23 protein-coding genes are annotated in these 23147 nt (G+C 55.2%); 10 read left to right on the forward strand and 13 right to left on the reverse strand.

Annotated features, from left to right (window positions below; all coding sequences use genetic code 11):
• Window positions 1–18: 18 nt before the first annotated feature.
• From GVI59_RS06320 to GVI59_RS06340, 5 genes are all read right to left on the reverse strand, one after another.
• The gene (locus GVI59_RS06320) at window positions 19–1083 is read right to left on the reverse strand and encodes a DUF707 domain-containing protein (RefSeq protein ID WP_173573450.1); all 1065 of its coding nucleotides are present in this window, start codon (window positions 1081–1083) and stop codon (window positions 19–21) included.
• Between the two features lie 183 nt (window positions 1084–1266).
• The gene (gene rfbC, locus GVI59_RS06325; RefSeq protein ID WP_173573451.1) at window positions 1267–1815 is read right to left on the reverse strand and encodes a dTDP-4-dehydrorhamnose 3,5-epimerase; all 549 of its coding nucleotides are present in this window, start codon (window positions 1813–1815) and stop codon (window positions 1267–1269) included.
• Entirely contained in the window at window positions 1802–3160 is a 1359-nt protein-coding gene (locus GVI59_RS06330) for an NAD(P)H-dependent oxidoreductase (RefSeq protein WP_173573452.1), read from the reverse strand. The genes rfbC and GVI59_RS06330 overlap by 14 nt, the downstream gene beginning before the upstream one ends.
• Window positions 3161–3222: 62 nt before the next feature.
• On the reverse strand, window positions 3223–4002 hold the full coding sequence (gene rfbF, locus GVI59_RS06335) for a glucose-1-phosphate cytidylyltransferase (protein ID WP_173573453.1): 780 nt from the start codon (window positions 4000–4002) through the stop codon (window positions 3223–3225).
• Between the two features lie 96 nt (window positions 4003–4098).
• Entirely contained in the window at window positions 4099–5166 is a 1068-nt protein-coding gene (locus GVI59_RS06340; RefSeq protein ID WP_173573454.1) for an NAD-dependent epimerase/dehydratase family protein, read from the reverse strand.
• Between the two features lie 1294 nt (window positions 5167–6460).
• Between GVI59_RS06340 and GVI59_RS06345 the strand changes: the two genes are divergently transcribed.
• The 4 genes from GVI59_RS06345 to GVI59_RS06360 all read left to right on the forward strand — a co-directional run bounded on the left by GVI59_RS06345 (window position 6461) and on the right by GVI59_RS06360 (window position 8769).
• On the forward strand, window positions 6461–6610 hold the full coding sequence (locus GVI59_RS06345; protein WP_173573455.1) for a hypothetical protein: 150 nt from the start codon (window positions 6461–6463) through the stop codon (window positions 6608–6610).
• A gap of 184 nt (window positions 6611–6794) precedes the next feature.
• A complete protein-coding gene (locus GVI59_RS06350; RefSeq protein WP_173573456.1) occupies window positions 6795–7793 on the forward strand; it encodes an acyltransferase family protein in 999 nt (332 codons plus the stop codon).
• Window positions 7794–7823: 30 nt separating this feature from the next.
• Window positions 7824–8192 carry a hypothetical protein gene (locus GVI59_RS06355; protein WP_173573457.1) on the forward strand — a complete coding sequence of 123 codons (369 nt, stop codon included), beginning with the start codon at window positions 7824–7826 and terminating at the stop codon, window positions 8190–8192.
• The gene (locus tag GVI59_RS06360; RefSeq protein WP_173573458.1) at window positions 8164–8769 is read left to right on the forward strand and encodes a PIN domain-containing protein; all 606 of its coding nucleotides are present in this window, start codon (window positions 8164–8166) and stop codon (window positions 8767–8769) included. The genes GVI59_RS06355 and GVI59_RS06360 overlap by 29 nt, the downstream gene beginning before the upstream one ends.
• Window positions 8770–8827: 58 nt before the next feature.
• Here the strand turns inward: GVI59_RS06360 and GVI59_RS06365 are convergent, their stop codons facing one another.
• From GVI59_RS06365 to GVI59_RS06375, 3 genes are read right to left on the reverse strand one after another with little or no spacing between them, the layout of a single operon-like run.
• The gene (locus GVI59_RS06365) at window positions 8828–9406 is read right to left on the reverse strand and encodes a DJ-1/PfpI family protein (RefSeq protein ID WP_173573459.1); all 579 of its coding nucleotides are present in this window, start codon (window positions 9404–9406) and stop codon (window positions 8828–8830) included.
• A 13-nt stretch (window positions 9407–9419) separates the two neighbouring features.
• Window positions 9420–9950 carry a molybdenum cofactor biosynthesis protein B gene (gene moaB, locus GVI59_RS06370; RefSeq protein ID WP_173573460.1) on the reverse strand — a complete coding sequence of 177 codons (531 nt, stop codon included), beginning with the start codon at window positions 9948–9950 and terminating at the stop codon, window positions 9420–9422.
• 58 nt (window positions 9951–10008) lie between these two features.
• Window positions 10009–11139 carry a type III PLP-dependent enzyme gene (locus GVI59_RS06375; RefSeq protein WP_173573461.1) on the reverse strand — a complete coding sequence of 377 codons (1131 nt, stop codon included), beginning with the start codon at window positions 11137–11139 and terminating at the stop codon, window positions 10009–10011.
• 428 nt (window positions 11140–11567) lie between these two features.
• On the opposite strand from GVI59_RS06375, the gene GVI59_RS06380 reads away from it, so the two are divergent.
• Window positions 11568–12560 carry a YihY/virulence factor BrkB family protein gene (locus tag GVI59_RS06380; protein WP_173573462.1) on the forward strand — a complete coding sequence of 331 codons (993 nt, stop codon included), beginning with the start codon at window positions 11568–11570 and terminating at the stop codon, window positions 12558–12560.
• Between the two features lie 103 nt (window positions 12561–12663).
• Here GVI59_RS06380 and GVI59_RS06385 read toward each other — a convergent pair whose 3' ends face one another.
• A complete protein-coding gene (locus tag GVI59_RS06385; protein ID WP_173573463.1) occupies window positions 12664–13191 on the reverse strand; it encodes a septal ring lytic transglycosylase RlpA family protein in 528 nt (175 codons plus the stop codon).
• 334 nt (window positions 13192–13525) lie between these two features.
• On the opposite strand from GVI59_RS06385, the gene aroQ reads away from it, so the two are divergent.
• The 5 genes from aroQ to GVI59_RS06410 all read left to right on the forward strand — a co-directional run bounded on the left by aroQ (window position 13526) and on the right by GVI59_RS06410 (window position 18433).
• A complete protein-coding gene (gene aroQ, locus GVI59_RS06390; RefSeq protein WP_173573464.1) occupies window positions 13526–13981 on the forward strand; it encodes a type II 3-dehydroquinate dehydratase in 456 nt (151 codons plus the stop codon).
• Window positions 13978–14439: an acetyl-CoA carboxylase biotin carboxyl carrier protein gene (accB, locus tag GVI59_RS06395; RefSeq protein ID WP_173573465.1), complete on the forward strand. Its 462-nt coding sequence runs from the start codon at window positions 13978–13980 to the stop codon at window positions 14437–14439. Before aroQ ends, accB begins: the two co-directional genes overlap by 4 nt.
• Window positions 14439–15782 (forward strand): acetyl-CoA carboxylase biotin carboxylase subunit, encoded by a 1344-nt coding sequence (accC, locus tag GVI59_RS06400; RefSeq protein WP_173573563.1) that lies wholly within the window; start codon window positions 14439–14441, stop codon window positions 15780–15782. The genes accB and accC overlap by 1 nt, the downstream gene beginning before the upstream one ends.
• 219 nt (window positions 15783–16001) lie before the next feature.
• Window positions 16002–17582, forward strand: a complete 1581-nt coding sequence (gene purH, locus GVI59_RS06405; RefSeq protein WP_173573466.1) for a bifunctional phosphoribosylaminoimidazolecarboxamide formyltransferase/IMP cyclohydrolase — start codon at window positions 16002–16004, stop codon at window positions 17580–17582.
• Window positions 17583–17704: 122 nt separating this feature from the next.
• Complete coding sequence (locus GVI59_RS06410; RefSeq protein WP_173573467.1) at window positions 17705–18433, forward strand: hypothetical protein; 729 nt, start codon at window positions 17705–17707, stop codon at window positions 18431–18433.
• 268 nt (window positions 18434–18701) lie between these two features.
• Here the strand turns inward: GVI59_RS06410 and trmB are convergent, their stop codons facing one another.
• The 4 genes from trmB to cls form a co-directional block, all read right to left on the reverse strand.
• Window positions 18702–19457 carry a tRNA (guanine(46)-N(7))-methyltransferase TrmB gene (trmB, locus tag GVI59_RS06415; protein ID WP_242012995.1) on the reverse strand — a complete coding sequence of 252 codons (756 nt, stop codon included), beginning with the start codon at window positions 19455–19457 and terminating at the stop codon, window positions 18702–18704.
• 10 nt (window positions 19458–19467) lie between these two features.
• Window positions 19468–20655 carry a methionine adenosyltransferase gene (gene metK / locus GVI59_RS06420; RefSeq protein ID WP_173573468.1) on the reverse strand — a complete coding sequence of 396 codons (1188 nt, stop codon included), beginning with the start codon at window positions 20653–20655 and terminating at the stop codon, window positions 19468–19470.
• Between the two features lie 146 nt (window positions 20656–20801).
• Window positions 20802–21608, reverse strand: coding sequence for a 4-hydroxy-tetrahydrodipicolinate reductase (gene dapB, locus GVI59_RS06425; protein ID WP_173573469.1), 807 nt, complete (start codon window positions 21606–21608; stop codon window positions 20802–20804).
• A gap of 129 nt (window positions 21609–21737) precedes the next feature.
• Complete coding sequence (gene cls / locus GVI59_RS06430; protein ID WP_173573470.1) at window positions 21738–23099, reverse strand: cardiolipin synthase; 1362 nt, start codon at window positions 23097–23099, stop codon at window positions 21738–21740.
• Between the last annotated feature and the right edge of the window lie 48 nt (window positions 23100–23147).

The raw sequence follows: 23147 nt of genomic DNA on the forward strand, positions 1-23147 counted from the left end.
AGCGTCACAGTTCACTGTTCAGCCAGGCAAATTCAGGCTCTGGAGTGTTGGCGGCGTGACCATGCCGCTCTCCTCCAGCCCGGAAATGATGGGGTCGCGCGTTGCCGAGGCATCGCTAACGCTGTCGGCCTCTACCGATGCCCTTTTCCCCAGCCCAAGAAGAGCCATCTCGGTACCTGCTATGGCTCGAAGCTGCTCAGGGCGGTATCCTGCTTTGGTAAATGCCCAGACTACCAGCCAAAGCGATTTAAAGGCTGTTCTCCCCGGGTGTTGCATACCTGGTGCAATCCGCAAAAGCGCGATCGCATTGCGAATACGCGTTTCAAAATCACCCACCCGCCGACCATTGGTCAACCAGCCTCCGTAGACATGCTTGAACTTCGGATAGTTGTCGAAGCAACCCGTCAGGAAACGCACTTCCTGACGCGGATCGATTCCGTCCTTGGCGAAACTCGCATAGATAGGACCGCTATACAGCGGGCGGACATGCACCATAGGCACTTCATCGACGATTGCCGCACGGAAGGCCGGGTCCTCCATCAGCATTGTCCAGATGAGATCAGTTCCCCATCCCGTGAAATGCCGCTCGAACATCGGCAGGAGCGTGCGCAGATACGACGACTTGATGCAGCAGGCCATTGATTCGAGAAAATTACTGTATCGCAACCGAAAGCCGGGCACGCGCAAGACAATCTCGTGGGAGACATAGCTATCGTGTGTCATGGCAGGCTGCGCCATGGTCAGATCGTGTTCCACCGCAATATCAAACAGCCTGCTTATATCAGCGGACTTCATACGCAAGTCATCATCCGGCAGCATGATATAGTCATAATGATCAAGCAGCTCAGGATTTGCTTTAAAATGACGCGCTATACTGTCCCATTTCGTTCCATAGTCGAATACGGTAGGCAGATCGCCATCGAAAGAGAGCGAATGGTCTTTTGCATAGACATTCAGCTGAAGATCCCAGTTACGTGGCGTTGTATCATCTCCAATCCATTCTCGATGAAATGAATCCTCTCCGACACGTGCGAGAACCAGAAAACGTCTTTTTCCAGACTGGAACCCTTCTTCGTTTTTCATCAGAAACTCCCGGCATCAGGAACAGAAGACATTCCGAGGCTTCATCTCCTGAAACTAACGTATATTTAAACCGAAGCGGCTTACGAGAAATTATAGCAGAAACAGGAAGTATTCAGGTTATTCACATCACCGTGTTCCCGTCAGATTCCTCACAGAGCAAGAGTCTCCTTTACAGGAAATACATTAGAAAATTGGAGACTGACCCTTCTTCAAAAACGGCCATGATGCGTCTTTTATTGATAAATCAATGACTTCCAGAGGCCATGCGATCCCTAGCAGTGGATCGTTATAGCACAACCCTCCTTCCGCGCTGGGCGTATAGGCCGCACTCACAGGATAAAAAACCTCTGTATTATCAGTAAGTGTCTGAAATCCGTGAGCGAATCCGGGCGGAACGTACAGCATATGATGATTTTCTGCACTCAGGACAAAAGACTCGTGCTTCAGATAAGTCACGGAATCTCCACGAAGATCCACGATTATGTCGGCAATACTGCCTCTGGTGCATCGTATGAGTTTGGCTTCGGCGTGAACGCCACGTTGAAAATGAAGTCCCCGAACCGTGCCTTTATTCCGTGAAAATGACATATTATGTTGTACAAAATCGGAAATCAGACCATGTTGCGTGAACTCATCCCGACACATCATCCGGGAGAAAAATCCACGATTATCCTCTATCAGTTGTGGCTCAATGATCATGGCATCTTTCAGCATGGTTTCATGAAAGATCACAGGCATCCTCCATGATCGTCTCGCATGGTGCAAACTCCCTCTCCTGCTCGGCATAAAGACGGTCGATGGTCCTTCCTTCCGGCAGATCAATATCTGCAAAGGTCAAGGGACGGTCACGAGGAACGTGTCTATTAACCGTAGAACCTATGGCAAGACCGAGAGGAATAAGCTTTTCCGCTCTTATGGTTTCGATATTTTCAATCATTCCATAGACTTCGAAACCACCGAGTTCGGCGATTGTCTCACCCGGGACCAGGTCTTTCTTGGCCAGAGCGATAACGCCGACAACCGGGCCATCCTGCGGCGCAAGCGTCGCGTCGCCGAACAGAACGGCGCGCGCCACAGACCCTGGAACTTCAAAATGACACAGATGAAACGGGGTGTAGAAGCAATAATAGGGACCCGGTCCCATCTTGTAATAATTCAGAAAATGACGCTGCTTTACGTCATCCATCGTCCCAAGCACAAAAACACCCGGCCCCGGTCGTGCCCCGATCACGTAATCGACCACTCCAGGTCCCCCCGCTGCAAGATGCGCGTCCAGAAGTGGAGAAAAAGCTTTTGCAACATCTTCCAGCGGCACCAAAGGCGTATCAGGATTGCCACCAGAAAAATCGGGGCCAAGCATGCCGCGCTGGGCTACTTTCATACCTGTGCCATTGGCAATCACTGTCTGCTCAAAGGAGATCTTGGTTCCATCAGCAAAGGACGCCGCCATGGCAGGCTGCAGACCCCATTTTTCCGCAAAGGATATCTGCGTGTCCGGAGTGCGATAAGGATCGTATAGTCCCTTGATGCTACCGCACAAAACCGGACGCACCCCGATCCCCTTCATGAAGCGAACCAGATTCATCATGACGCCCGGCTGGTCACCATCGCCAGCGGTATAGACGACGTTGGCGAGGTCAGCTTTCTTTTTCAGAATAGGGCCAACCGTTCCATCAAGCTCCGCATTCACCTGAATCAGATGTTTGCCGCCTTCGATCGCTGCCAGCGCTGCTCTGGCAGCGTATTCCATGGAACCAGTCGCCTCGATGATCGCATCGATTCCACTGCCCTGAGCCAGAAGCAGCGGATCGCTGGTGACTACCCGCTGCCCTGACGCAAAAGCACGTTCAAGCGACTGAGCGTCCGGACACCACACCGGCTCAAGTCCCAGTTCTTCAAACAGGGCTTCACCATGGGCGCGTGTGCGGTTGCAAACAGCCACTACGCGCATCCCGGGTGTGGCTGTTTCAATGGTGCGCGCGATGGCCTTCGCCTGTGTCCCCGCACCAATCAGGGCTACAGTCACTGGCCGACCTTCGGCTTCGCGACGCTTCAATGCCTTATCGACAATAATCATGTTCCGGCTCCAGATTCATTACCATGAAGTTCTAGGACACAGTCGTTTTCGTCAGGACAATCTCAGTCAGACCAGACTTTCCACGGGGCAGCCCCCGTCGCCCATGTGGCTTCCAGAACCTGCTTGTCGCGCAGGGTGTCCATATTTTGCCAGTACCGGTCATGCACAAAGCTCGACAGCTTGCCTCGCTCAATCAACCGGCTCATCGGTTCCGCCTCCCATGTCGTCAGATCATCATCGATCAGATCGAGAACTTGTGGTTCGCATACGAAGAAACCGCCATTGATCAATCCACCATCACCGGCCCGCTTCTCACCAAAGCCGCTTACGGACATCGCATTATCAGTAAGCTCCAGCGCGCCAAAACGACCAGGCTGCACTACGGCTGTCAGTGTGCACCAGGCCGCACGCGACCGATGAAACGCCAAAAGATCTGCTATATTCACGTCACTTACACCGTCGCCGTAAGTGAGACAGAACGTGCTGTCCTCAAGATAACGACGCGCACGGAGAATGCGCCCACCTGTCAGGGACTCCAGTCCTGTATCCAGGACTGTGACGCGCCAGTTGTCGGTCTGGGCTTCCAGCCAGCGCACATCCCCCGTACCGAGATCTATGGTGAAATCGCTGCGCGAATAGCGATAACGCATGAAATAATCTCGTATGAAATCGATACGATAACCGCCGAGAATGACAAAATCAGAGAACCCATAATGGGAATATATCTTCATGATATGCCAGAGTATTGGTCGTCCGCCGATTTCAGCCATAGGCTTGGGGCGGACCATTGTCTCTTCACTGAGCCTTGTACCAAAACCACCAGCAAGAATTGCGACCTTCATCTATTTTTTCCTTTTGCCGCAAAACATTTTTAAAGCGATTACCTTGGAGACAGAGCTGTTTTCAGCTGGTGACTATCAAGGGCAGGATATTCAAATTCAGTAATTACATCGGGGTTGCTCCTCGCATCGCCAGACGAGAGAACGATTGAGTCGTCCGGCAGCCATATGGCTCTCCAGAACTTTCAGTCGTATCAGTCTTGAATCGCGAAATTCCTTGTCCTCAAAGCCCATCCCGACCAGACCGGATTTAAGATGAGCAATCGAATCCTCAAGAGTCATCCGGGGCTGGTGATTGGGCGCCAATGACTTGTACAAGCCGAAATCAACCTGATACGATCGGCTATCCACTGCTGAATTTGTATTTATGTTTAGCGCTGTGCCCGGCAAGGCTTTGGCTACGGCCTCAGCAATCTGACGGACCTGATAATTCCGCTCATCGCTACCTACGTTCACGACCAGATAACGTCCGCCATTATCTGGCGAACGGCTCACCGCCCAGTCCACCGCCCGAGCCATATCGAGCGTGTCAATCAGCGGTCTCCAGGGCGTTCCGTCCGAAAGAATGCTGATTTTTCCAGTAACCATCGCAGAAGCGACAAAGTCGTTCAGCACAAGATCCAGTCGAAGGCGATCCGACATACCACAGGCTGTAGCGAAACGCAGACAGGTGACTGTCATGGCGCTGTCAATCTGCTCCAGTGCTTTTTCCGCACCGATCTTGGATTGTGCGTAAGTAGTGACCGGATTGAGCGGATCCATCTCCCTGCGGGGACCACCCTCGGCAATTCCATAAATACTGCAACTGGATGCAAAGACGAAGTGTTTTACACCGGCCGCAGATGCAGCCCGAGCCAGAGCTACCGTTGAATTTTGATTGATGTCGAGTGTGACATCCTGAAATCTGTCCCCCATGGGATCATTCGAAATTGCGGCAAGCTGGACGACAGCATCGTAACCAGCAAGCAATCCATCAGAAAAATCCCTGACATCTCCAAAAAACTGAGTATCAAGAGCTCTCTCGGGCAGACGCGCAACTCCTGTGAGGCAATGGGCAAAGTAAGCATTGTCAAAACCATGTAATACACTTTGAGACCGTGTCCGCCTTAACTGCGCCGAGACGGCAGGCCCCACGTAACCCATATTTCCGACGATCAGAACTCGCATGTTCGCCTTCTCTCACTCGTATAAAAAGAGCCAAATTTCAATCAGTTACGTCAGAAGATCTACGGTCTTGTAGCGGCATTATTGAACTCGCAGAAAATATGCTTGTGACGGCACATAAAAATTTACAGAACAGTGTTCTGGATACACAGATTCCTGAAAGAAATACCTATTTTTTCTCTATAGACTGAAATTAAACATAAATAAGAATAAAATTTATTTTTTAGAAATCCATTCCACCCAAACCATAATCAACCGAAACAGAAAAAAATAACCCCGATACAATCACTTTAGAAAGACACGCAAAAACTCACAAACTATCTAATACGATCAGAAACTGACATCAGTTTCCATCATATTATTTTCGTTTATTCCTCACCTCAGACCACTGATCCGGGTCTTCTTCACCTTTACCTGTTTTTATTTATTTTTAAGAATAACCGGATATGCGGCTACATTACACATAAAATAGAAAGCATGTCATCAAAAATGTAGCGAATAACACTATAGAGTGGCGTCGCATAGCAGGCTGCAACGCTCCGCAACTTATTAATTTTATTGAATAAAAACCATAAATTAATTGATTTTAACAAATAATGAAGCCCGTTTTTTACAGAATTTACCTGAAGTTCAGCACGGATTCTTGTGATCACACTCTCTATTTCGTGATCGCCCGACCACCTTATCGACATTCCTTTTTTAATATAACTACGCAACTGTATGGTATAACGTCTGAATGGAATTGTTGTTCTTGCAGCGTGGACTGGCTATTCTTCTTTCTTTGAAAGAAAGGCGATCATGATGATGGCCATGCACGACGCGATCTGTCATGTGTTTGCCTTATATTTGATCTCGCCTTTTTTGTAATAACACCTCATCTGAAGACAATAATGATCGCTCTCATGGTGAGAATAAGAACATGCGTGCAGGCAAGAGCAATGCCCCCCTGCCACGCATCCTATGGCTGCGGTTCCTGTGACTATCGGATCGGTATCGTGGATTTCGCTGTGGGTATTTTGAAGATCGCGCTTGCCGTCATGCGACGCTCCAACGTTTATAGCGTTGTGCGGCTCCTGCGCTGTGGATGCACTGGCCACTAAGGACTAGCGCGTATTACGTAAAAAGCTTTTCACTCACGGATTGTTTTAACATCGAGCTTTGGATTTCTGAGGACTTCTGTCATCTTGGTCTTTATCTGGATGAGCAATCACGATGGTAGGATTCAGCACTGCCAGACTGATGACCAAAACAGGAATGTTCGAATCGACATTAAGAAAACAGTGCAGGATGGGATGACATGACGACAGACATCGCTATCGTTCGACTGTATATTACCTGTAAATATGTACCCTTTTCTGATACTGGCATTCCCGTCGGTCGCGCCACCTGCCATCAGACTGAAAGGCATTTGAGAATCGATTTCTCTGCTGCAGGTGTCGCAACATGATAGCGTTCGGTCTGTCGAAGGCAGGCGAGACCAAACCATGCCGTCATCAGCATCAGACCTTCGTCGTTGGAAGGAATGAGGCAAAAGCAATCCTGATAGCCCGCCGCAGTCGGGTTATACGGTTTATCAACCCATGATAGCTGCAGATATTTCGTTAGTGAACGAAAAAGATAGAAGCTATCCGATGCTTCAACTGCTACGCATGCTGGTCGCGCTCAGTATTTTCACCGGTCACTGGGGAGAACCCTATGTGGGACGGTTGTGGCCTCAGGGACAGATCGCCATCGACATCTTTTTCATGATCGAAGGCTTTCTCGCAATGGGCTTTCTATCACAGCCCGCTGTTATCAGTATGAGCAAGCGGCAGATTATCGGCAGTCGCCTCGCTCATATCTATCCGGTTTACGCCATCGCACTCGTAGTCAGCTTCTGCTCCTTCGCTCCGCAGGCACTCGCCAATACAGGAGGATGGACGATCACAAACTGGGTCGGCGCTTTCATTTCCGGTCTTGCCCTGCTGCCTTTCTTCTCCACGCTCGTTTACGGCTCGGTCTTCCCGCTCAATCCACCCAGCTGGGCTATCGTGCTGGAGCTGTTCGGCTTTGCCCTTCTGGTCTGTCTACGGGTTCATGATGCTCCCAGACGGTTGTTCGTCCTATGGATTGGCGCGGCTTTCATCTACTTCACGCTGAGCATGATGTGGCGCGATCTCAATGCGGGCTGGGCGTCTGTGCATTACTGGGGTGGATGGCCGCGTATGATTCTGAGTTTCGCCGGAGGCGCGTGGTTGCGCCATCTGCACGGGGAGTATGGAGCACGCACCCCGAAAATCCATCCAGTCATCGTTCTCGCGCTATTCGTTGGCATGCACCTGCCGAAAATTCACCTCATCGGCGCGCCATTACTGGGCGTCGGCGTACCTGTGCTGGTGTGGCTGGGAGCTTCATGCCCGTGTCCCGCCTGGCTCGAAACCGTCGCAGCCTTTGCCAAAAGGAACACCCTCTCGATCTATCTGCTTGGCTATCCCGTCATGATGATCTGGCGATACGCCAATACCATCTTCATGGTGCCCCCTTCTTTCGCCGGAAGTTTCGCAGGACTTGCCCTGGTTCTTGGCAGTTTGCTGGTTGCAGGTATGGTTCTAACTTACACAATGAAGAACATGAATCATGGGGATACATAGATTCAGAACTCACCATCAAATGCAGCTGTAGTGCCGGAGAAATCGGCCAATCGTGCTGCTGAACAGCACACCTTCATTAGTAATGATCAATACTCAGATCCATTAAATAACACAGATTTCGCACAGGCACACAAACGCTGGCTACCTTTTTCCACTACCGAAGCGGGCAGGAAAAAACCTTTATCTACTTGTTACACAAACCAGATTGATGCCTACACCCGCCCAAAAACAGTCAGAACAGCAAAAATAAAGCATATATATTTATTCGATTATGCAAAAACAAATAAATACAACAAAATCCCCCACCAACAGAGAGCGAAAAATAAAAAATTAATATTTTTAATATATTGCGATTTTCAGGAGAAAAGCCGTGATATCAGAAGAAATTACATTATCTAAGGTTTATATTCTGATTGATTATGAAAACATTCAACCTAAAACACTTCCTTCCCTGAAAGACGAAAACGTCAATATTCTTGTTTTTGTCGGAAAGACACAGGATAAAATCAACTTCAATATAGCTCGTTCTTTGCAGCTTATAGGGAAAAGAGCCCGCTACATAAAAATCCATGCCACCGGCAACAACGCGCTCGACTTTCATATCGCCTATTATATCGGGCTGCTTGCTGGCGTGGATAAGACCGCCCGTTTCCATATCATTTCAAAAGACACCGGCTTTGATCCGCTCATCGCGCATTTGAAGGCAACAGGAATACAGTGTACGCGATCAGACAGTTTTCCCGGTAGCCGCAAACCCGAAGAGACTACGGATAAAACCTTGGAAACCAAAGTAATTGAGCATTTGGAAAAGATAAAAAAAAGCCGTCCCGGCACAGAAGAAAAACTCAGGAATATGATCACTGCAGTATTTAAACAGGAAGTCTCTCTTCAGAAGGTCTCGCCACTTATCACAACTCTGAAAGCGCAAAAGATCATACAGATTGATGAGAATAAGAAAGTTTCTTATTTATCATAAAGAAAAGGCGACTCCTCATAAAGAGCCGCCTTTCAATCCGTTCTTCGACAGTCAGAAATCAGGGAGAAACATTCGCTCCCAGAACCTTCAGAAACTGGGACAGCCACGCCGGATGGGCTGGCCACGCTGGAGCCGTCACCAGTTCCCCATCCGTAACCGCCTCCGTCACCGGAATATCGACATATGTCCCACCAGCCATCTCGACTTCAGGGCGGCAGGCTGGATAAGCCGAGACCTTGCGACCTTTCACAATTCCAGCCGCTGTGAGAATCTGGATGCCATGACAGATACAGGCAATCGGCCGATCTGAAAATTCTCTGACGATATCAAGAACTCTCTGATCAAGGCGCAGATATTCCGGCATCCGCCCACCCGGCACGATCAGGCCGACATAATCATCCAGAACAATCGTGTCGAAGTCTGCCGTCAGCTCGAAGTGATGACCGGGCTTCTCGCTGTAGGTCTGGGCCCCTTCAAAATCATGAATGGCCGTAATGACCTTGTCGCCTTTCTTCTTCCCCGGCGACACGACATCGACAGTGTAACCCACCATGGTCATAGCCTGATACGGCACCATGATTTCGTAATCTTCGACATAATCACCAGCAAGCATCAGAAGTTTGATATCATCGGCCATATCATCGTTTCCTTTATCGTTCCTGAAGGCGGGGCATCAGCTCTACAAAATTGCAGGGCATGTGGCGGCTGTCGAGCTGGAACACCAGAATGTCGTCCCAGCCATCTTTCGCCGCTCCCGTCGAGCCGGGAAGAGCAAACAGATATGTACCGCGCGCCACCCCGGCCAGTGCGCGTGACTGGATCGTGGAGGTTCCGATCTTCTGATAGGACAGCATCCGGAACAGTTCACCAAAGCCTTCGATGCGTTTTTCCATGACGCGCTCGAACGCTTCGGGTGTGACATCACGACCGGTGACGCCGGTGCCACCGCTTGTAATCACCACATCAATCTGAGGATCAGCAATCCATTCTTCCAGACGCGCGACAATCCTGTCAGCATCATCGGGTTCAATCGATCGGGCCGCCAGCACATGCCCGGCAGCCTGAAGGCGATCGACAAGAATCTGGCCGGATTTGTCCGTTTCCAGAGTGCGTGTATCGGAGACCGTCATCACGGCAATCCGGACAGGCAGAAAGGGTTTTGTTGTATCAATGCGCGTCATGCGCACAGCATATCTTCAGAGAACGGCAGGGCGTCAACAACCGCCCTGCCATACCGGATCAGATGTAATGTTCCGCCAGTGGTGCGAAGCCGTTGAAACGGGTCGCGCAGTAGGTCGAAACATAGGCGCCGGTGCCCAGAAGCTCGACACGATCGCCGGACTCGAGGGCAAGCGGCAGTTCGTAGTACGTCTTCTCGTACATGATGTCCGCGCCGTCACAGGTCGGACCAGCCAGAGCCACCGCCCCTGTCTGACCGCCATCACGCGGCGTGCGAATCGCGTAACGGATCGCCTCGCCTTCCGTCTCGGCCAGACCACCGAAGCGGCCGATGTCGAGATAGACCCAGCGAGGACCACCTTCGCGTCCGCGCTGGCTGACAAGCACGACTTCAGCCGAAACCACGCCAGCAGCACCGACAATAAAGCGGCCCGGCTCGATCAGCATTTCAGGCAGAGCGTTGCCGAAATGCTTTTTCATTGCCGTCGAGATCGCCTCGCCGAAATCGTCGATGTGCGGCACATCCTCGCGATAACGGATGGGGAATCCGCCGCCGAGATTGACCATACGCAGATCGAGACCAGCTTCGGACAGATCGGACACCAGAGCGGCGACACGGCTGATCGCCATCTCGTAGCTACCGGTTTCAACCTGCTGACTTCCCACATGGAAAGACAGACCATACGGATCAAGACCAAGATCACGCGCCTTGAGCATCAGCTCACGAGCGCTTTCGACTGTCGTGCCAAATTTGCGGGACAGCGGCCATTCAGCGCCGTAATTGTCCACGAGAAGACGGCAATAAACCTTCGAGCCGGGCGCATGCCGTGCGAGCTTGTTCAGCTCTTCCTCGCAGTCGAAGACGAAGAGACGGACACCAGCGGCATAGGCAGCCTTGATGGCGCTGACCTTTTTCACGGTATTGCCGAAGGAAATGTCATCAGCGTCCGCGCCTGCGTTCAGGCACATCTCGACCTCTTCCCATGACGCAGCATCGAAGCTGGAACCAAGGGAAACCAGCCGGCTCAGGATCGCCTCGGCCGGATTGGCTTTCACGGCATAATAGATGCGGGCCAGAGGGAGCGCGACCTGAAGGGCGCGATAACGGTTTTCGACCTCATCGACATCGACGACGAGGCAAGGGGTGGCGGGAATATTTTCCGCAAGAAATTTAGAGATTTTGGGTGTCATCGCACCTATCCCTTGCTGGCCTGCCAGATAAGGAGCCATGGCAGGCTGTGTTGCGAAACGGTCTAACGGACCAGCGACCAAGACTGAATCCCGAAGGATCCCAGTTGCCAGAACGCTTGACGTCGTTGCGTAACCTCAGTGGGCCAGTGGCACGTGCGTTGCTGCGTGAGGGGGCATATGGGGCGTTTCATGCCCGAATGCAACAGATTTTTTTATTACACCGAAAAAACTGGAAAACCTCTTCTCTCTTCCTTTAAGACATTCAATAACTGTCTTTCACGAAACAGAAACTTTCGCAGTAGAATCTTCTGATTCTGGTGGGCCTTTCGTCCACCCACTCTCCGAGCGCCTCCTCAACTCAGGCGCGCCCTGCACCCCGATGATCGCTGCAGGCTTCACCGAACACAGTTTGAGGTTGACGACACCCTATGAGTTCCTCCCTGTCCAATGTTCCGCTTGAACCCCAGCTTGAAACGGCGACGTCTTCAGGCGATCCCGGTGCTGAACAGAAAGACAAGCCCCACCTTCTGTCTTCCCCTTTCGCCCTGACCAAGGCGGACTGGAAAGCCGTCTGCAAATCGACGGTGACATCCATCATTGCCGGACCGACAACGCTGATTGCCGCAGGGTGCGCATTCTACGCCACGCTGGCGCTGTTTCCCGCCATCAGCACCCTGATTTCCATTTATGGACTCGCTTTTGACGTGCAGAGCGTCGCCACACAGCTGAATTCCATCAGACAACTGCTGCCACCCGCCGCTTTTTCGATCATTGAAAACAGGGTCAACGAACTCGTCTCGGTGCCTCACAGCTCCCTGACCATGAATCTGGCCATCTCGACATCCATCGCGCTCTGGTCCGCATCCGCAGGCATCAAATCCATTCTATCGGCCCTGAACATCGCCTATGGAACCACTGAAACACGCAGCTTCATCGCGTTTCAGGCGCTGGCCCTCGCATTGACGCTGTCCGCGATTCTGGAAATCTGCCTTGGGGTGGCGATCATGGTCGCCGTTCCCATCCTGTTTCAGCTCCTGCCGGTCATCCTCCGCATTGATCCCCCTCCCGGTTCCATCGAACTGGGCGTCCGGCTGGCGGGGCTCAGCATCATGGCCGTTCTGATCATCCTCGCCTACATGCTGCTCTACCGCGTCGGTCCGAGCGGTCATCACGCCAAATGGCGCTGGGTCATTCCGGGCGCCGTCGCCGCGACATTCATCTGGATTCTCGCGGCTTCCGGCTTTTCCTATTACGTCGCCAACATCGCGAGCTATGGCTCGACCTACGGACCTCTGGGCGCGGTCATCGCCATTATGATGTGGTTCTTTGTCAGCGCCTGGGTCGTTCTGCTCGGCGCCGAATTTAACGCTGAACTGGAAGCCCGGGCGCAATCCACCACGCGGGAAATTCTGAGAGTCTAGCCGGAACGCCCGGTCAGAACCTCAACAAAAAGGCCGGACACGTATAGGAGCGTGTCCGGCCTTTCATCAAAGAACTACAGATCCAAAAGAATGAGGCGGAGATTTACTCGGGCGCCTGCGCAACCTCGAGCGCCTCTTCTTCGGTCAGAGGGCTGACCGCCACATGCGCAACACCCTTGCGCAACATTCCCAGTTGCGCAGCGGCTGCGTGGGACAGATCAATTACGCGCCCACCTTTGTATGGACCACGATCATTGACTGTAACGACGATCTGTCGCCCGGTTTCCTCGGAGCGCACCAGAAGCTTGCTGCCAAGCGGCGCGGAAGGATGAGCGGCTGTCATTTTGGAAGGGTCAAACTGCTCACCGTTCGCTGTGCCACGGTGCGCAAAACGACCGCCATACCAGCTCGCCATACCATGCTGGATATGATGTGCCAGCGACGTGGCCCCAGAGGCCCGTTTCGCAAGCGCTTCCTTTACCGACGCCGCCCAGCTTGTAGAAGCGGGCGATACGGAAAGGGCCGGATCATGCGTCTGCGTGGCCGCTCTGGCCTCGGCAACACCGACTGTCCATGACAGCGCCAGCATAGCGAAAAGCCCGGAGCCCTTTTTTCCACGCGAAGACAGCACGCATTCACCAGATTTCTGTTGATACTGCGGACAGTAGAACTGATTTTTCTGAGAAATTCAACCCTGATAAACAGACCAGGGCATCGATCCGTCATAATTACAATGCCCACAGACTGGCATGAAATGTTCCTGCAAAAATTTTTACTTCTGTAAAATCAACGCAAACCACACAAGTTACTACAGTAATTTACAAGACAAACCCGCAAGCGATGAATCTACACCAGTATTCCGCCATTTATTTTCCACAAAGAGATTACATTACGAAACATATCATGCAAAAAATGACCGCCGGACTCTTGGAGTTGAGGAAGGGGCGTGCTAACGGCGCGCAATTATGGAACGTCCCCTCATCTCCGTTCTCAACGGTCCCAACCTGAACATGCTCGGCCTCCGCCAGCCGGAGGTCTACGGCAGAACGACGCTTGACGACGTCGAGCAGCTCTGCGCGCAGAATGCGGAAAAGCTGGATGTCGGCATCGACTTCCGGCAGACCAATGGGGAAGGAGAGCTGATTTCCTGGGTACAGGAATGTCGGGGACGCGCTCAGGGCATCATCATCAATCCGGCAGGCTACACACACACTTCCATCGCCCTGCTCGATGCGCTGCTGGCTGTCGATCTGCCGGTGATCGAGGTCCATATCTCCAATATCCATCGCCGTGAGCCATTCAGACATCATTCCTATGTGTCGCGCGCTGCGGTGGGCGTCATCTGTGGTCTGGGTGTACAGGGCTACGCGCTCGCACTTCAGGCAATGACCGACATTCTTTTGAACGAGGAAACGCAATGAGCCGACTGCTCGTAGACGCAGATGCCATACGGGCACTGGCCGATATCCTGACGGACACCGGACTGACCGAGATTGAAGTCGCCGAAAAAGACAGCCGTATCCGTGTTGTCCGCGCCGCTTCCACGGTCGCCACGGCGCCGGTTCAGGCGCAGGCCCCCGTCATTTCGGCTCCCGCAGTCGCCACGTCGCCGGTTGCAGCCGCGCCGGCCGACCTGTCCAAACACCCGGGCGCCGTTAACAGCCCGATGGTCGGGGTCGCCTATCTCAGCCCTGACCCGTCTTCTCCGCCGTTCGTCACGGACGGCCAGACCGTGACAGCCGGGCAGACCCTGATGCTGATAGAGGCGATGAAGACCTTCAACCAGATCAAGGCGCCAAAAGCCGGCACGATCAGGCAGATCCTCATCGCTTCCGGCGATCCCGTTGAATTCGGCCAGCCGCTCGTCATTATTGAATGATGTTTTCCAAAATTCTCATCGCCAATCGCGGCGAAATCGCACTGCGCGTCCTGCGGGCCTGCCGGGAAATGGGCATCCGCACGGTCGCGGTCCATTCAACCGCCGATGCGGACGCAATGCATGTGCGCCTTGCTGATGAAGCCGTCTGCATCGGACCACCCGCAGCCCGCGACTCCTATCTGAATGTAGCGGCGATTCTCTCCGCAGCGACGATCACAGGAGCGGAAGCCATCCATCCCGGTTACGGCTTCCTGTCGGAAAACGCCGATTTCGCCGAAACCGTCGAAGCGCATGGCCTCGCCTTCATCGGCCCGACCGCCGAACACATCCGCACCATGGGCGACAAGATCAGCGCCAAGACCACGATGGAAGCCCTTGGCGTTCCTCTGGTTCCGGGTTCGGACGGCGAACTGCTCAGCATCGACGAAGCCTACGAAGTTGCTGACCGTGTCGGCTATCCGGTCCTGATCAAGGCCGCCGCCGGTGGCGGTGGTCGCGGCATGAAAGTCGCCCAGACACGCGAGGAACTTCCCGAGGCATGGAGCGTCGCCCGCACCGAGTCCCTCGCGGCCTTCGGTAATGACGCGGTCTATCTCGAGAAATATCTCGACAAGCCACGCCATATCGAATTGCAGATTCTGGGCGATACGCACGGTAACGTCGTGCACTTCGGTGAGCGTGACTGCTCGCTTCAGCGTCGTCACCAGAAACTGCTGGAAGAGGCCGGCTCCCCTGCCCTCACCGCGGAAGAGCGTGACGCCATTGGCGCGACGGCGACAGCGGCTCTCTCCAAGATGGGCTACCGCAATGCGGGCACGCTGGAGTTCCTGTATCAGGACGGACAGTTCTGCTTCATCGAGATGAACACCCGTCTTCAGGTCGAGCATCCGGTCACGGAAATGGTCTGTGACGTGGACCTCGTCCGTGAGCAGATCCGCATTGCTGCCGGTGAGCCGCTTGGCTACAGCCAGAAGGACATCACGTTCTCCGGTCATGCCATCGAATGCCGTATCAATGCGGAAGACCCGGACACGTTCATCCCCAGCCCCGGCACAATTACGGTCTATCATCCGCCGGGTGGACTCGGCGTGCGCATCGACAGCGCCGTCTATGCCGGCTACCGCGTGCCGCCCTACTACGACAGCATGATCGCCAAGCTGATCGTCCATGCGCCGACCCGCGAAGCCGCCATCGCCCGCATGAGCCGGGCGCTGGATGAACTGGTGGTCGAAGGTGTGAACACCGTCGTCCCTCTGCACCGCCGTATCCTTGCGGATCCGGAGTTCCAGAAGGGCGACTACACGATCCACTGGCTGGAAAACTTCACAGCCCGCGGAAAATAAAGCCAGGAGTGCAGCGTCCGACAGCAGGACGCTGCACCTTTGTTTCTACAGGCAGATTCAGAAAACCAGCATCTTTTCGCGTCCGGGTCATTCCCGGACTTTTTCCCGTTGCGGTTGCCACATCGCAACCACTTCACTAAGCACGCCGCCAACGACGCCTGACCGACGTTTTGCCAGACCGCCGTTTTGATGGACTCCTTCGCGAAAGACTCGACTTCGATGAGCCAGACCAGCCTGTTGCCTGTAAAGCGCGCCCTTCTCTCCGTCTCCGACAAGACCGGATTGATCGAATTGGGTCGCGCCCTTGTTGCTCAGGGAGCAGAAATCCTGTCCACCGGCGGTTCCGCAAAAGCCCTGCGCGATGCCGGACTGCCTGTCGTCGAAGTATCCGACCATACCGGTTTTCCCGAAATCCTCGACGGGCGCGTCAAGACGCTGGTGCCGCAGATTCATGGCGGGATCCTCGGTCGTCGCGACCTTCCCGCCCATGTCGCCCAGATGGAAGAACACAAGATCGCGCCGATCGACCTGGTCGCCGTCAATCTTTATCCGTTTGAGGCGACCGTCGCTTCCGGCGCTTCCGCTGACGACTGCATCGAGAACATCGATATCGGCGGTCCTGCCCTGATCCGCGCCGCCGCCAAGAACCACGGTCATGTCGCCGTGCTGACCAGCCCGGACCAGTATGGCGCCATCATCGAGGCGCTTCAGGCTGGCGGCACAACGCTGGAAGCACGCCGTGCGCTGGCTGGCGCGGCCTACGCCCGCACGGCCGCCTACGATTCCGCTATCGCCGCATGGTTCGCCAAGGAGCGCCATGACACTTTCCCGGAACGCTTCACCCTATCGGGCATGCGTCAGGAAGTCCTGCGTTATGGCGAGAACCCGCACCAGAAAGCGGCTTTCTATACCGACGGCAGCAATCGCCCCGGCGTAGCCACAGCGCGTCAGGTGCAGGGCAAGTCCCTGTCCTACAACAACCTCAACGACACGGACGCCGCTTTCGAAGCTGTCGCCGAGTTCAAGGAACCGGCTGTCGTTATCGTCAAGCACGCCAATCCATGTGGCGTGGCGACGGCCGCCAGCCTCAGCGCCGCATGGGACAGCGCCCTGCGCTGTGATCCGGTCTCAGCCTTTGGCGGCATCGTGGCTCTGAACGGCACGCTGGACGAAGAGACGGCGAAGAAGATTTCCACCATCTTCACGGAAGTCATTGTCGCTCCCGATGCGACCGAAGCGGCGCAGGCCGTCCTCGCCAGCAAGAAGAACCTTCGCCTCCTGCTGACCGGCGCTCTGCCCAGCCCCACTGAAGGCGGCGTGATCGTCCGTTCCGTTGCAGGCGGCTTCCTCGCCCAGACACGCGACAATGGCCGGATCGAAGAAAGCGCCCTGAAGGTTGTCACGAAGCGTGCGCCGACCGCCGAAGAGATGCGTGACCTCATCTTCGCCTTCCGTGTGGCCAAGCACGTCAAGTCGAACGCCATCGTCTACGCCAAGGACGGCGCGACCGTCGGTGTAGGTGCGGGCCAGATGAGCCGGGTGGATTCCGCGCGTATCGCCGTCAGCAAAAGCCTTGAAGCTGCGAAAGCACTCGGTCAGTCCGAGCCGCTGACCCGTGGCAGCGTGGCGGCATCGGACGCTTTCTTCCCGTTCGCAGACGGTCTGGAGACCATTGTGGCCGCTGGCGCTACCGCCGTGATCCAGCCGGGCGGCTCCATCCGCGATGAGGAAGTCATTGCAGCCGCCGATAAAGCCGGAATCGCCATGGTGCTGACTGGTATGCGTCATTTCAGGCACTGATCCGCATACGAAAAGGCTTGTCCGGATACGTCACTCGTGGCGATATCCGGGCTTCTTTATGTTTCGCGCTCTTCCGGCCTGTTCGCTCCTTGGCTAACGGCCAGTGAACGATTGGACCAGTCATGCGCCACCTGTTTCGCCTTGCTGTCATCGCTGCCGCTTCCGCCGCGGCATTCAGCGTTTCTCCCGTTCTGGCAGCTTCATCATCAGCCGGAAGCGGACCCGTTTCGGTCTACGATCTCTCCGTGCTCCCCTCCTTCAGCGGCACTGTGGCACAGTATATTCCCTCGGCAGGCGGAGGTGTGACCGGCGTACTTCTCTCTGACGGCGTACAGGTTCTCGTTTCCCAGGATCTGTCATGGGATCTGCCCAGAATCGTCAAGCCGGGAGAAAAGATCAGCGGCACCGGTCTGAAAGGGAAAGCTCTTCCCATTATCCAGGCCTTTTCACTCACTGGTCCGCGCGGCAGCCGGTCGGAAGATGTCGGCATCGCCATGCCGCAGCATTCTCCTGAAATGGTGGCCGGACCGGACATTGTGGTGCATGGCGAAATTACTCATCCGCTCTACAACATTCAGGGGGTGCTGATCGGCGCCATCCTGAAGGATCATACGGTCATCCGCATACCGACCCGCGACGCCTCAAAGATCGCGACATGGCTGAAGCCGGGAGCCATGCTGTACGCAGCTGGACCGGGCGCTACGGGTGTCTATGGAACAGCGATCAACGCTCACCAGATCGGGCCGGACGCCCAGCAGCTGCTTTCCGTGACGGCGGACGATCTGCCGCCTCCCGGTCCGCCGCCGGGTTCGCCGGGTTATGATCTGATCAAGTCGGCAGAAACGCACTGACAGCCAAAACCTTGCTACAGCCCTCCTAACGAGGGATGGTAGTAGTGCGGCGCTATCGGAACAAACGGTCAGAACGGCCTGTCGTCTCCATCTGACGTCAGGCCGCAATGCTGCCCAGCGGACAAATCTGAAAACAACGAGAAGTTTTTGATGAAGCTTTTTCGAAAAGCTTCATAGGACGCCGTCTTCCTAAAAAAGACGGAACCTACAGAGCCTTTTACTGTTCCAGACTGTGTCGAAAGGCTCTCGGGGCAGTTCTTCCGGGACCCTACTTCCGAACAAACGTCCAGTACATCGGCTGGCGTCCAGCCCGGATCGCCTTCGCCTCATAGCGCGTCGGAGGCCAGCCTTCCGGACGCTCAAGCGCCGGTGGGGCCGTCACAAAGAAATCCTGATTGCCCATGACCTCTTCGACCCACGCCTGATAGGTCGGATCATCACTGGCCACACGCCAGATCGCGCCGGACTTCAGTGCACGCGCGACAAACGGCAGGTTGCCGGGATGGACGAAGCGACGCTTGGCATGACGTTTTTTCGGCCACGGGTCCGGGAACATCAGAAACATCCGGTCAAGCGAGGCTTCCGGCAGATTCTGCAAAAGCAGGCGCGCATCATCGTTCCACAGGCGCAGAAGCGGAGGCACCGGCGAGGTTCCCTCCTCGCGGGATGGGAACAACGGCGCGAGAAGCGAACAGAGGCCGTTCTCGAACACTTCCGAGGCGATGTAGCCAACGGAGGGGTGCATTTCGATCTGGGAGAGAACATGCTCTCCTCCACCGAAACCGACTTCCAGCCAGACCTGCTCAGGCCGGGTATCGAAGGCCGATTTCGGATCGGAGGCCTTATCTTCCGGAAACCTTATCCGGGGCAGCGCCTCATCAATCAGGCGCTGCTGGCGGTCGCGCAGCGGATGGCCGCGCTGACGCCCATAGAGACGCTGAGCTGGTGGCTTCAGAGTGGAAGCGGTCTTCTCCTCACTCTCATGCGGAGTAACCGCGCCACTCTCTTCACCCACCACACTCATTGTCCTGCTTTCAGCGGTTGAAAGCGTTACGCAGCGCGTCGACAAGGTCCGTGCGCTCCCACGGGAACGTGTCACGGGCTTCGTCCGGCGTGCGGCCGAAGTGACCGTACGCGGATGTTTCCGTGTAGATCGGACGGTTCAGACGCAGGTGCTGACGGATGCCACGCGGAGAAAGGTTCATCACCTCGCGCAGGACCTTCACCAGCTTGGCTTCGTCGATATCCTTGCCTGTGCCGTCGAAGTCGACATAGACCGACAGAGGATGCGACACGCCGATGGCGTAGGACAGCTGAAGCGTGCAGCGGTCGGCGAGACCGGCAGCGACAACGTTCTTCGCCAGATAGCGGGCGGCATAGGCTGCGGAACGGTCAACCTTTGTCGGATCCTTGCCGGAGAATGCGCCACCACCGTGAGGGGCGGCACCGCCGTACGTGTCGACGATGATCTTGCGGCCTGTCAGACCGGCGTCGCCATCCGGGCCACCGATCACGAAGATACCGGTCGGGTTGACGTAGAATTCCTTATCGGCGGGCATCCAGCCTTCCGGCAGCACATCCTTGACGATGTTGTGCAGCTCGTTGCGGATGACGTTCTGATCCACGCCTTCGTCATGCTGCGTCGAGATGACGACGGACGTCGCCTCGACAGGCTTGCCGTTGAGGTAACGCAGGGTCACCTGGCTCTTGGCGTCCGGCTGGAGGCCTTTCGCACGCGGATCGCCAGCGCGACGCAGGTCACGCATCGTCTTGAGGATCTTGTGGGAGTAGTACAGCGGCGCCGGCATCAGCGTCTCGGTCTCGTTGGTCGCGAAACCGAACATGATGCCCTGATCGCCCGCACCTTCGTCCTTCTCGCCTGCGCTATCGACGCCGACGGCAATATCGGCGGACTGCGCGTGCAGGTAGTTGCTGATTTCAGCATTCTTCCAGGAGAAGCCTGCCTGATCGTAACCGATGTCACGGATCGCTTCACGAGCGGCCTCGATCAGACCTTCCGACGTGATGGACGACGGACCGCGGACTTCACCGGCAAGAACGACGCGGTTGGTGGTCACCAGCGTTTCGCAGGCAACGCGCGCTTCCGGGTCTGCTGTCAGATAAGCATCCAGAACCGTATCGCTGATCCGGTCCGCCACTTTGTCGGGATGGCCTTCGGACACCGATTCCGAGGTAAACAGGAACTCGCCTTGCTTGAGCATGATTGTGCCGACTGCCTCGCTATAGGGTGAAAGTTTCGCGTTTTGCGAAGATCTCGATATGAGAGTTTGTCGTTTGGCGGATGAAGGCGGCGGGGTCAAGTTGCAAGACCCTCCCGACCCTCATCCAAAAAAGGCGTCCCGAGACCTCAGGAGAGGCCAAGAACGTCTTCCATATTGTAAAGACCGGGTATTTTCCCTCTGACCCACTCAGCGGCCTGCACCGCGCCGTCCGCAAAAACCCGGCGGTCGAAAGCACGATGGCCAAGGGTGATCTGCTCGGTGGCGGACGTGAACAGCAGTTCGTGCTCACCCACGATCTGCCCTCCGCGCAATGCAGCAAAGCCGATTTCACCCGTCTTGCGTGCTCCACATTGACCTTCCCGGACAGGAGCCCGCACATCGGACAGCTTCACACCACGCCCCTGCGCCACCGCTTCCCCAATGGCCAGAGCCGTTCCTGAGGGCGCATCGACTTTCTGACGGTGATGCATCTCGACAATCTCCGCATCGAACCGTTCTGCTGAAAGCGCCATGCCCATTTCCCGAGCCAGTCTGAGCATCAGCGTGACACCGGCTGAGAAATTCGCCGCCTGCACCACGGCAATGGACTGTGCGGCGTCATCCACGGCGCGCTGATCACTCTCCGAAAGACCTGTCGTGCCGAGGATCCACGCAACGCCAGCGTTCTTCAGTGCCTTGGCGTGATCAATCACTGTGGAGACATGCGTGAAGTCGATCACCACATCAGAGATTTCTGCAAGCTGAGCCATATCCGCGCAGAGCGTGATCGAGCCGTCTCGGGTCAGTTCGGCCATGGTCAGAGCGCTTGCCTGCGGATCACGGCACGTGCCCCCGACCACCTTGCAACCGGCTTCGAGCGCGCTTCTTACCAGCCCCTGCCCCATCCGCCCTGAAAGGCCTGCAATCCCGACACGCAAGGGAGTGGAAGTCATCACCGCACCACACTTCTGTTGTTGTTCATCGCGCTGCTATGCCATTTTCGGCAGGGTCACCATCGACTGTTCCACCGTTTCCCTACGCCGTTTGAAATCCCAATTCAACGTGTCCGCAGACAGGCGCCCTCATAGATAGGGCGACAACAGCCGCATCGCGGCATCCCGCAGTTTGACCGGCAGAATGCGTTCATCAAGATCATGGTGCGTCAGACGACCGCGCCGGTGGCTGCATATGAAGTCGTCAATCTTCTCCGCAAAACCGGTCTGATAACTTTCCACGTTGATTTCGAAATTGAGCCGAAGACTTCTGGTGTCGAAATTCGAACTCCCGACAAAAGCCCATTCCCTATCCACCACCATCAGTTTGGCGTGGTTGAAGGGAGGACCGCTGAGCCAGACACGACAGCCGGCGTCCAGCATCGGGTGGATATCGGCCCGGCACGCCCAGTCCATGATGCGATGATTGCTCTGCCGGGGAACGATGATCTCGACCTGCACTCCCCGCAATGCGGCCAGAGCGAGTTCGGACTGGAGGCGTGTGCCGGGAAGAAAATAGGGCGTCATCAACCGCACACTGTGGCGCGCCAGAGTGATGGCCTGCAAAGCCGTGTATTCGATCTTTTCAAGATCCGTGTCCGGTCCGGCCGTCACCACCCGAAGCAGTTCATCCCCTGCTTCCGCAAGCGGCGGGAACCATGTCTTTCCAGCCAGTTCTTCCCCACAGGTGAACGACCAGTCCCATGCAAAAGCTTCGGCCAGTTGTCTGACCACAGGCCCACGCACACGAAAATGCATATCGCCGACACGCTTATTGATGTCGGTCTTACCGCAATTCTCATCACCGACGTTGAGCCCGCCAAGAAAGCCGGTCGTTCCATCCGTGACCAGAATTTTGCGATGATTGCGGAGATTGATGAACGGCATGCGCCATGGCAGCACGGAATGAAGAAAACGCTCACAGGGCACACCGGCATCCCGCAGCGCTCTCGCCGCAGGACATACGAAATATCCCGCACCTACGCCGTCAAGCAGGATCCGCACGGCGACACCACGTCTATGAGCATCAATCAGGGCTGATACAAATATTTTTCCAATCTGATCGTACCTGAAAATATAAGACGACAGCATGATGCTCGATTCAGCCTGACGAATCGCCTCCAGCATGACCGGGTAGGCATTGTCCCCGTCAATCAGGATCTCAAGGTGATTGCCCCCGAGTAGCGGACGGCCGCTAATCCGCCCAACCATGCGCGAGAGCAGTCTGAAAGACCCGGTGACTCCCCTGCTCCACCTGACTGCCGGATCTGTCCCGCTTTCCTGTGGATTGCGGGCCTGCACCAGTTTTCTCGCCAGACGGTGAACACGGTTGATGCCAAAGAAAAGATAGAGACAAACCCCGAAAAACGGCACTACGAGCACCGTTCCTATCCATCCGATCGCCGCAGACGTATCCCTTTTTGTCAGAAGGATATGCCCTGCAGCTATCATGGCCACAGCACAGTGACTGGCCAGGAAACCATCGAACAGAAGTGTTGT

The sequence above is a fragment of the Acetobacter sicerae genome, from assembly GCF_011516765.1.
Classification (GTDB): Bacteria; Pseudomonadota; Alphaproteobacteria; order Acetobacterales; family Acetobacteraceae; genus Acetobacter; species Acetobacter sicerae.

Coding starts and splice junctions, on each gene's coding strand:
- GVI59_RS06320 (WP_173573450.1), bottom strand. CDS start 1,083: ATGAAAAACGAAGAAGGGTTCCAGTCTGGAAAAAGACGTTTTCTGGTT.
- GVI59_RS06330 (WP_173573452.1), bottom strand. CDS start 3,160: ATGATTATTGTCGATAAGGCATTGAAGCGTCGCGAAGCCGAAGGTCGG.
- rfbF (WP_173573453.1), bottom strand. CDS start 4,002: ATGAAGGTCGCAATTCTTGCTGGTGGTTTTGGTACAAGGCTCAGTGAA.
- GVI59_RS06340 (WP_173573454.1), bottom strand. CDS start 5,166: ATGCGAGTTCTGATCGTCGGAAATATGGGTTACGTGGGGCCTGCCGTC.
- GVI59_RS06345 (WP_173573455.1), top strand. CDS start 6,461: ATGACGACAGACATCGCTATCGTTCGACTGTATATTACCTGTAAATAT.
- GVI59_RS06350 (WP_173573456.1), top strand. CDS start 6,795: ATGCTTCAACTGCTACGCATGCTGGTCGCGCTCAGTATTTTCACCGGT.
- GVI59_RS06365 (WP_173573459.1), bottom strand. CDS start 9,406: ATGGCCGATGATATCAAACTTCTGATGCTTGCTGGTGATTATGTCGAA.
- moaB (WP_173573460.1), bottom strand. CDS start 9,950: ATGACGCGCATTGATACAACAAAACCCTTTCTGCCTGTCCGGATTGCC.
- GVI59_RS06375 (WP_173573461.1), bottom strand. CDS start 11,139: ATGACACCCAAAATCTCTAAATTTCTTGCGGAAAATATTCCCGCCACC.
- GVI59_RS06380 (WP_173573462.1), top strand. CDS start 11,568: ATGAGTTCCTCCCTGTCCAATGTTCCGCTTGAACCCCAGCTTGAAACG.
- aroQ (WP_173573464.1), top strand. CDS start 13,526: ATGGAACGTCCCCTCATCTCCGTTCTCAACGGTCCCAACCTGAACATG.
- accB (WP_173573465.1), top strand. CDS start 13,978: ATGAGCCGACTGCTCGTAGACGCAGATGCCATACGGGCACTGGCCGAT.
- accC (WP_173573563.1), top strand. CDS start 14,439: ATGTTTTCCAAAATTCTCATCGCCAATCGCGGCGAAATCGCACTGCGC.
- purH (WP_173573466.1), top strand. CDS start 16,002: ATGAGCCAGACCAGCCTGTTGCCTGTAAAGCGCGCCCTTCTCTCCGTC.
- GVI59_RS06410 (WP_173573467.1), top strand. CDS start 17,705: ATGCGCCACCTGTTTCGCCTTGCTGTCATCGCTGCCGCTTCCGCCGCG.
- trmB (WP_242012995.1), bottom strand. CDS start 19,457: ATGAGTGTGGTGGGTGAAGAGAGTGGCGCGGTTACTCCGCATGAGAGT.
- metK (WP_173573468.1), bottom strand. CDS start 20,655: ATGCTCAAGCAAGGCGAGTTCCTGTTTACCTCGGAATCGGTGTCCGAA.
- dapB (WP_173573469.1), bottom strand. CDS start 21,608: ATGACTTCCACTCCCTTGCGTGTCGGGATTGCAGGCCTTTCAGGGCGG.
- cls (WP_173573470.1), bottom strand. CDS start 23,099: ATGATAGCTGCAGGGCATATCCTTCTGACAAAAAGGGATACGTCTGCG.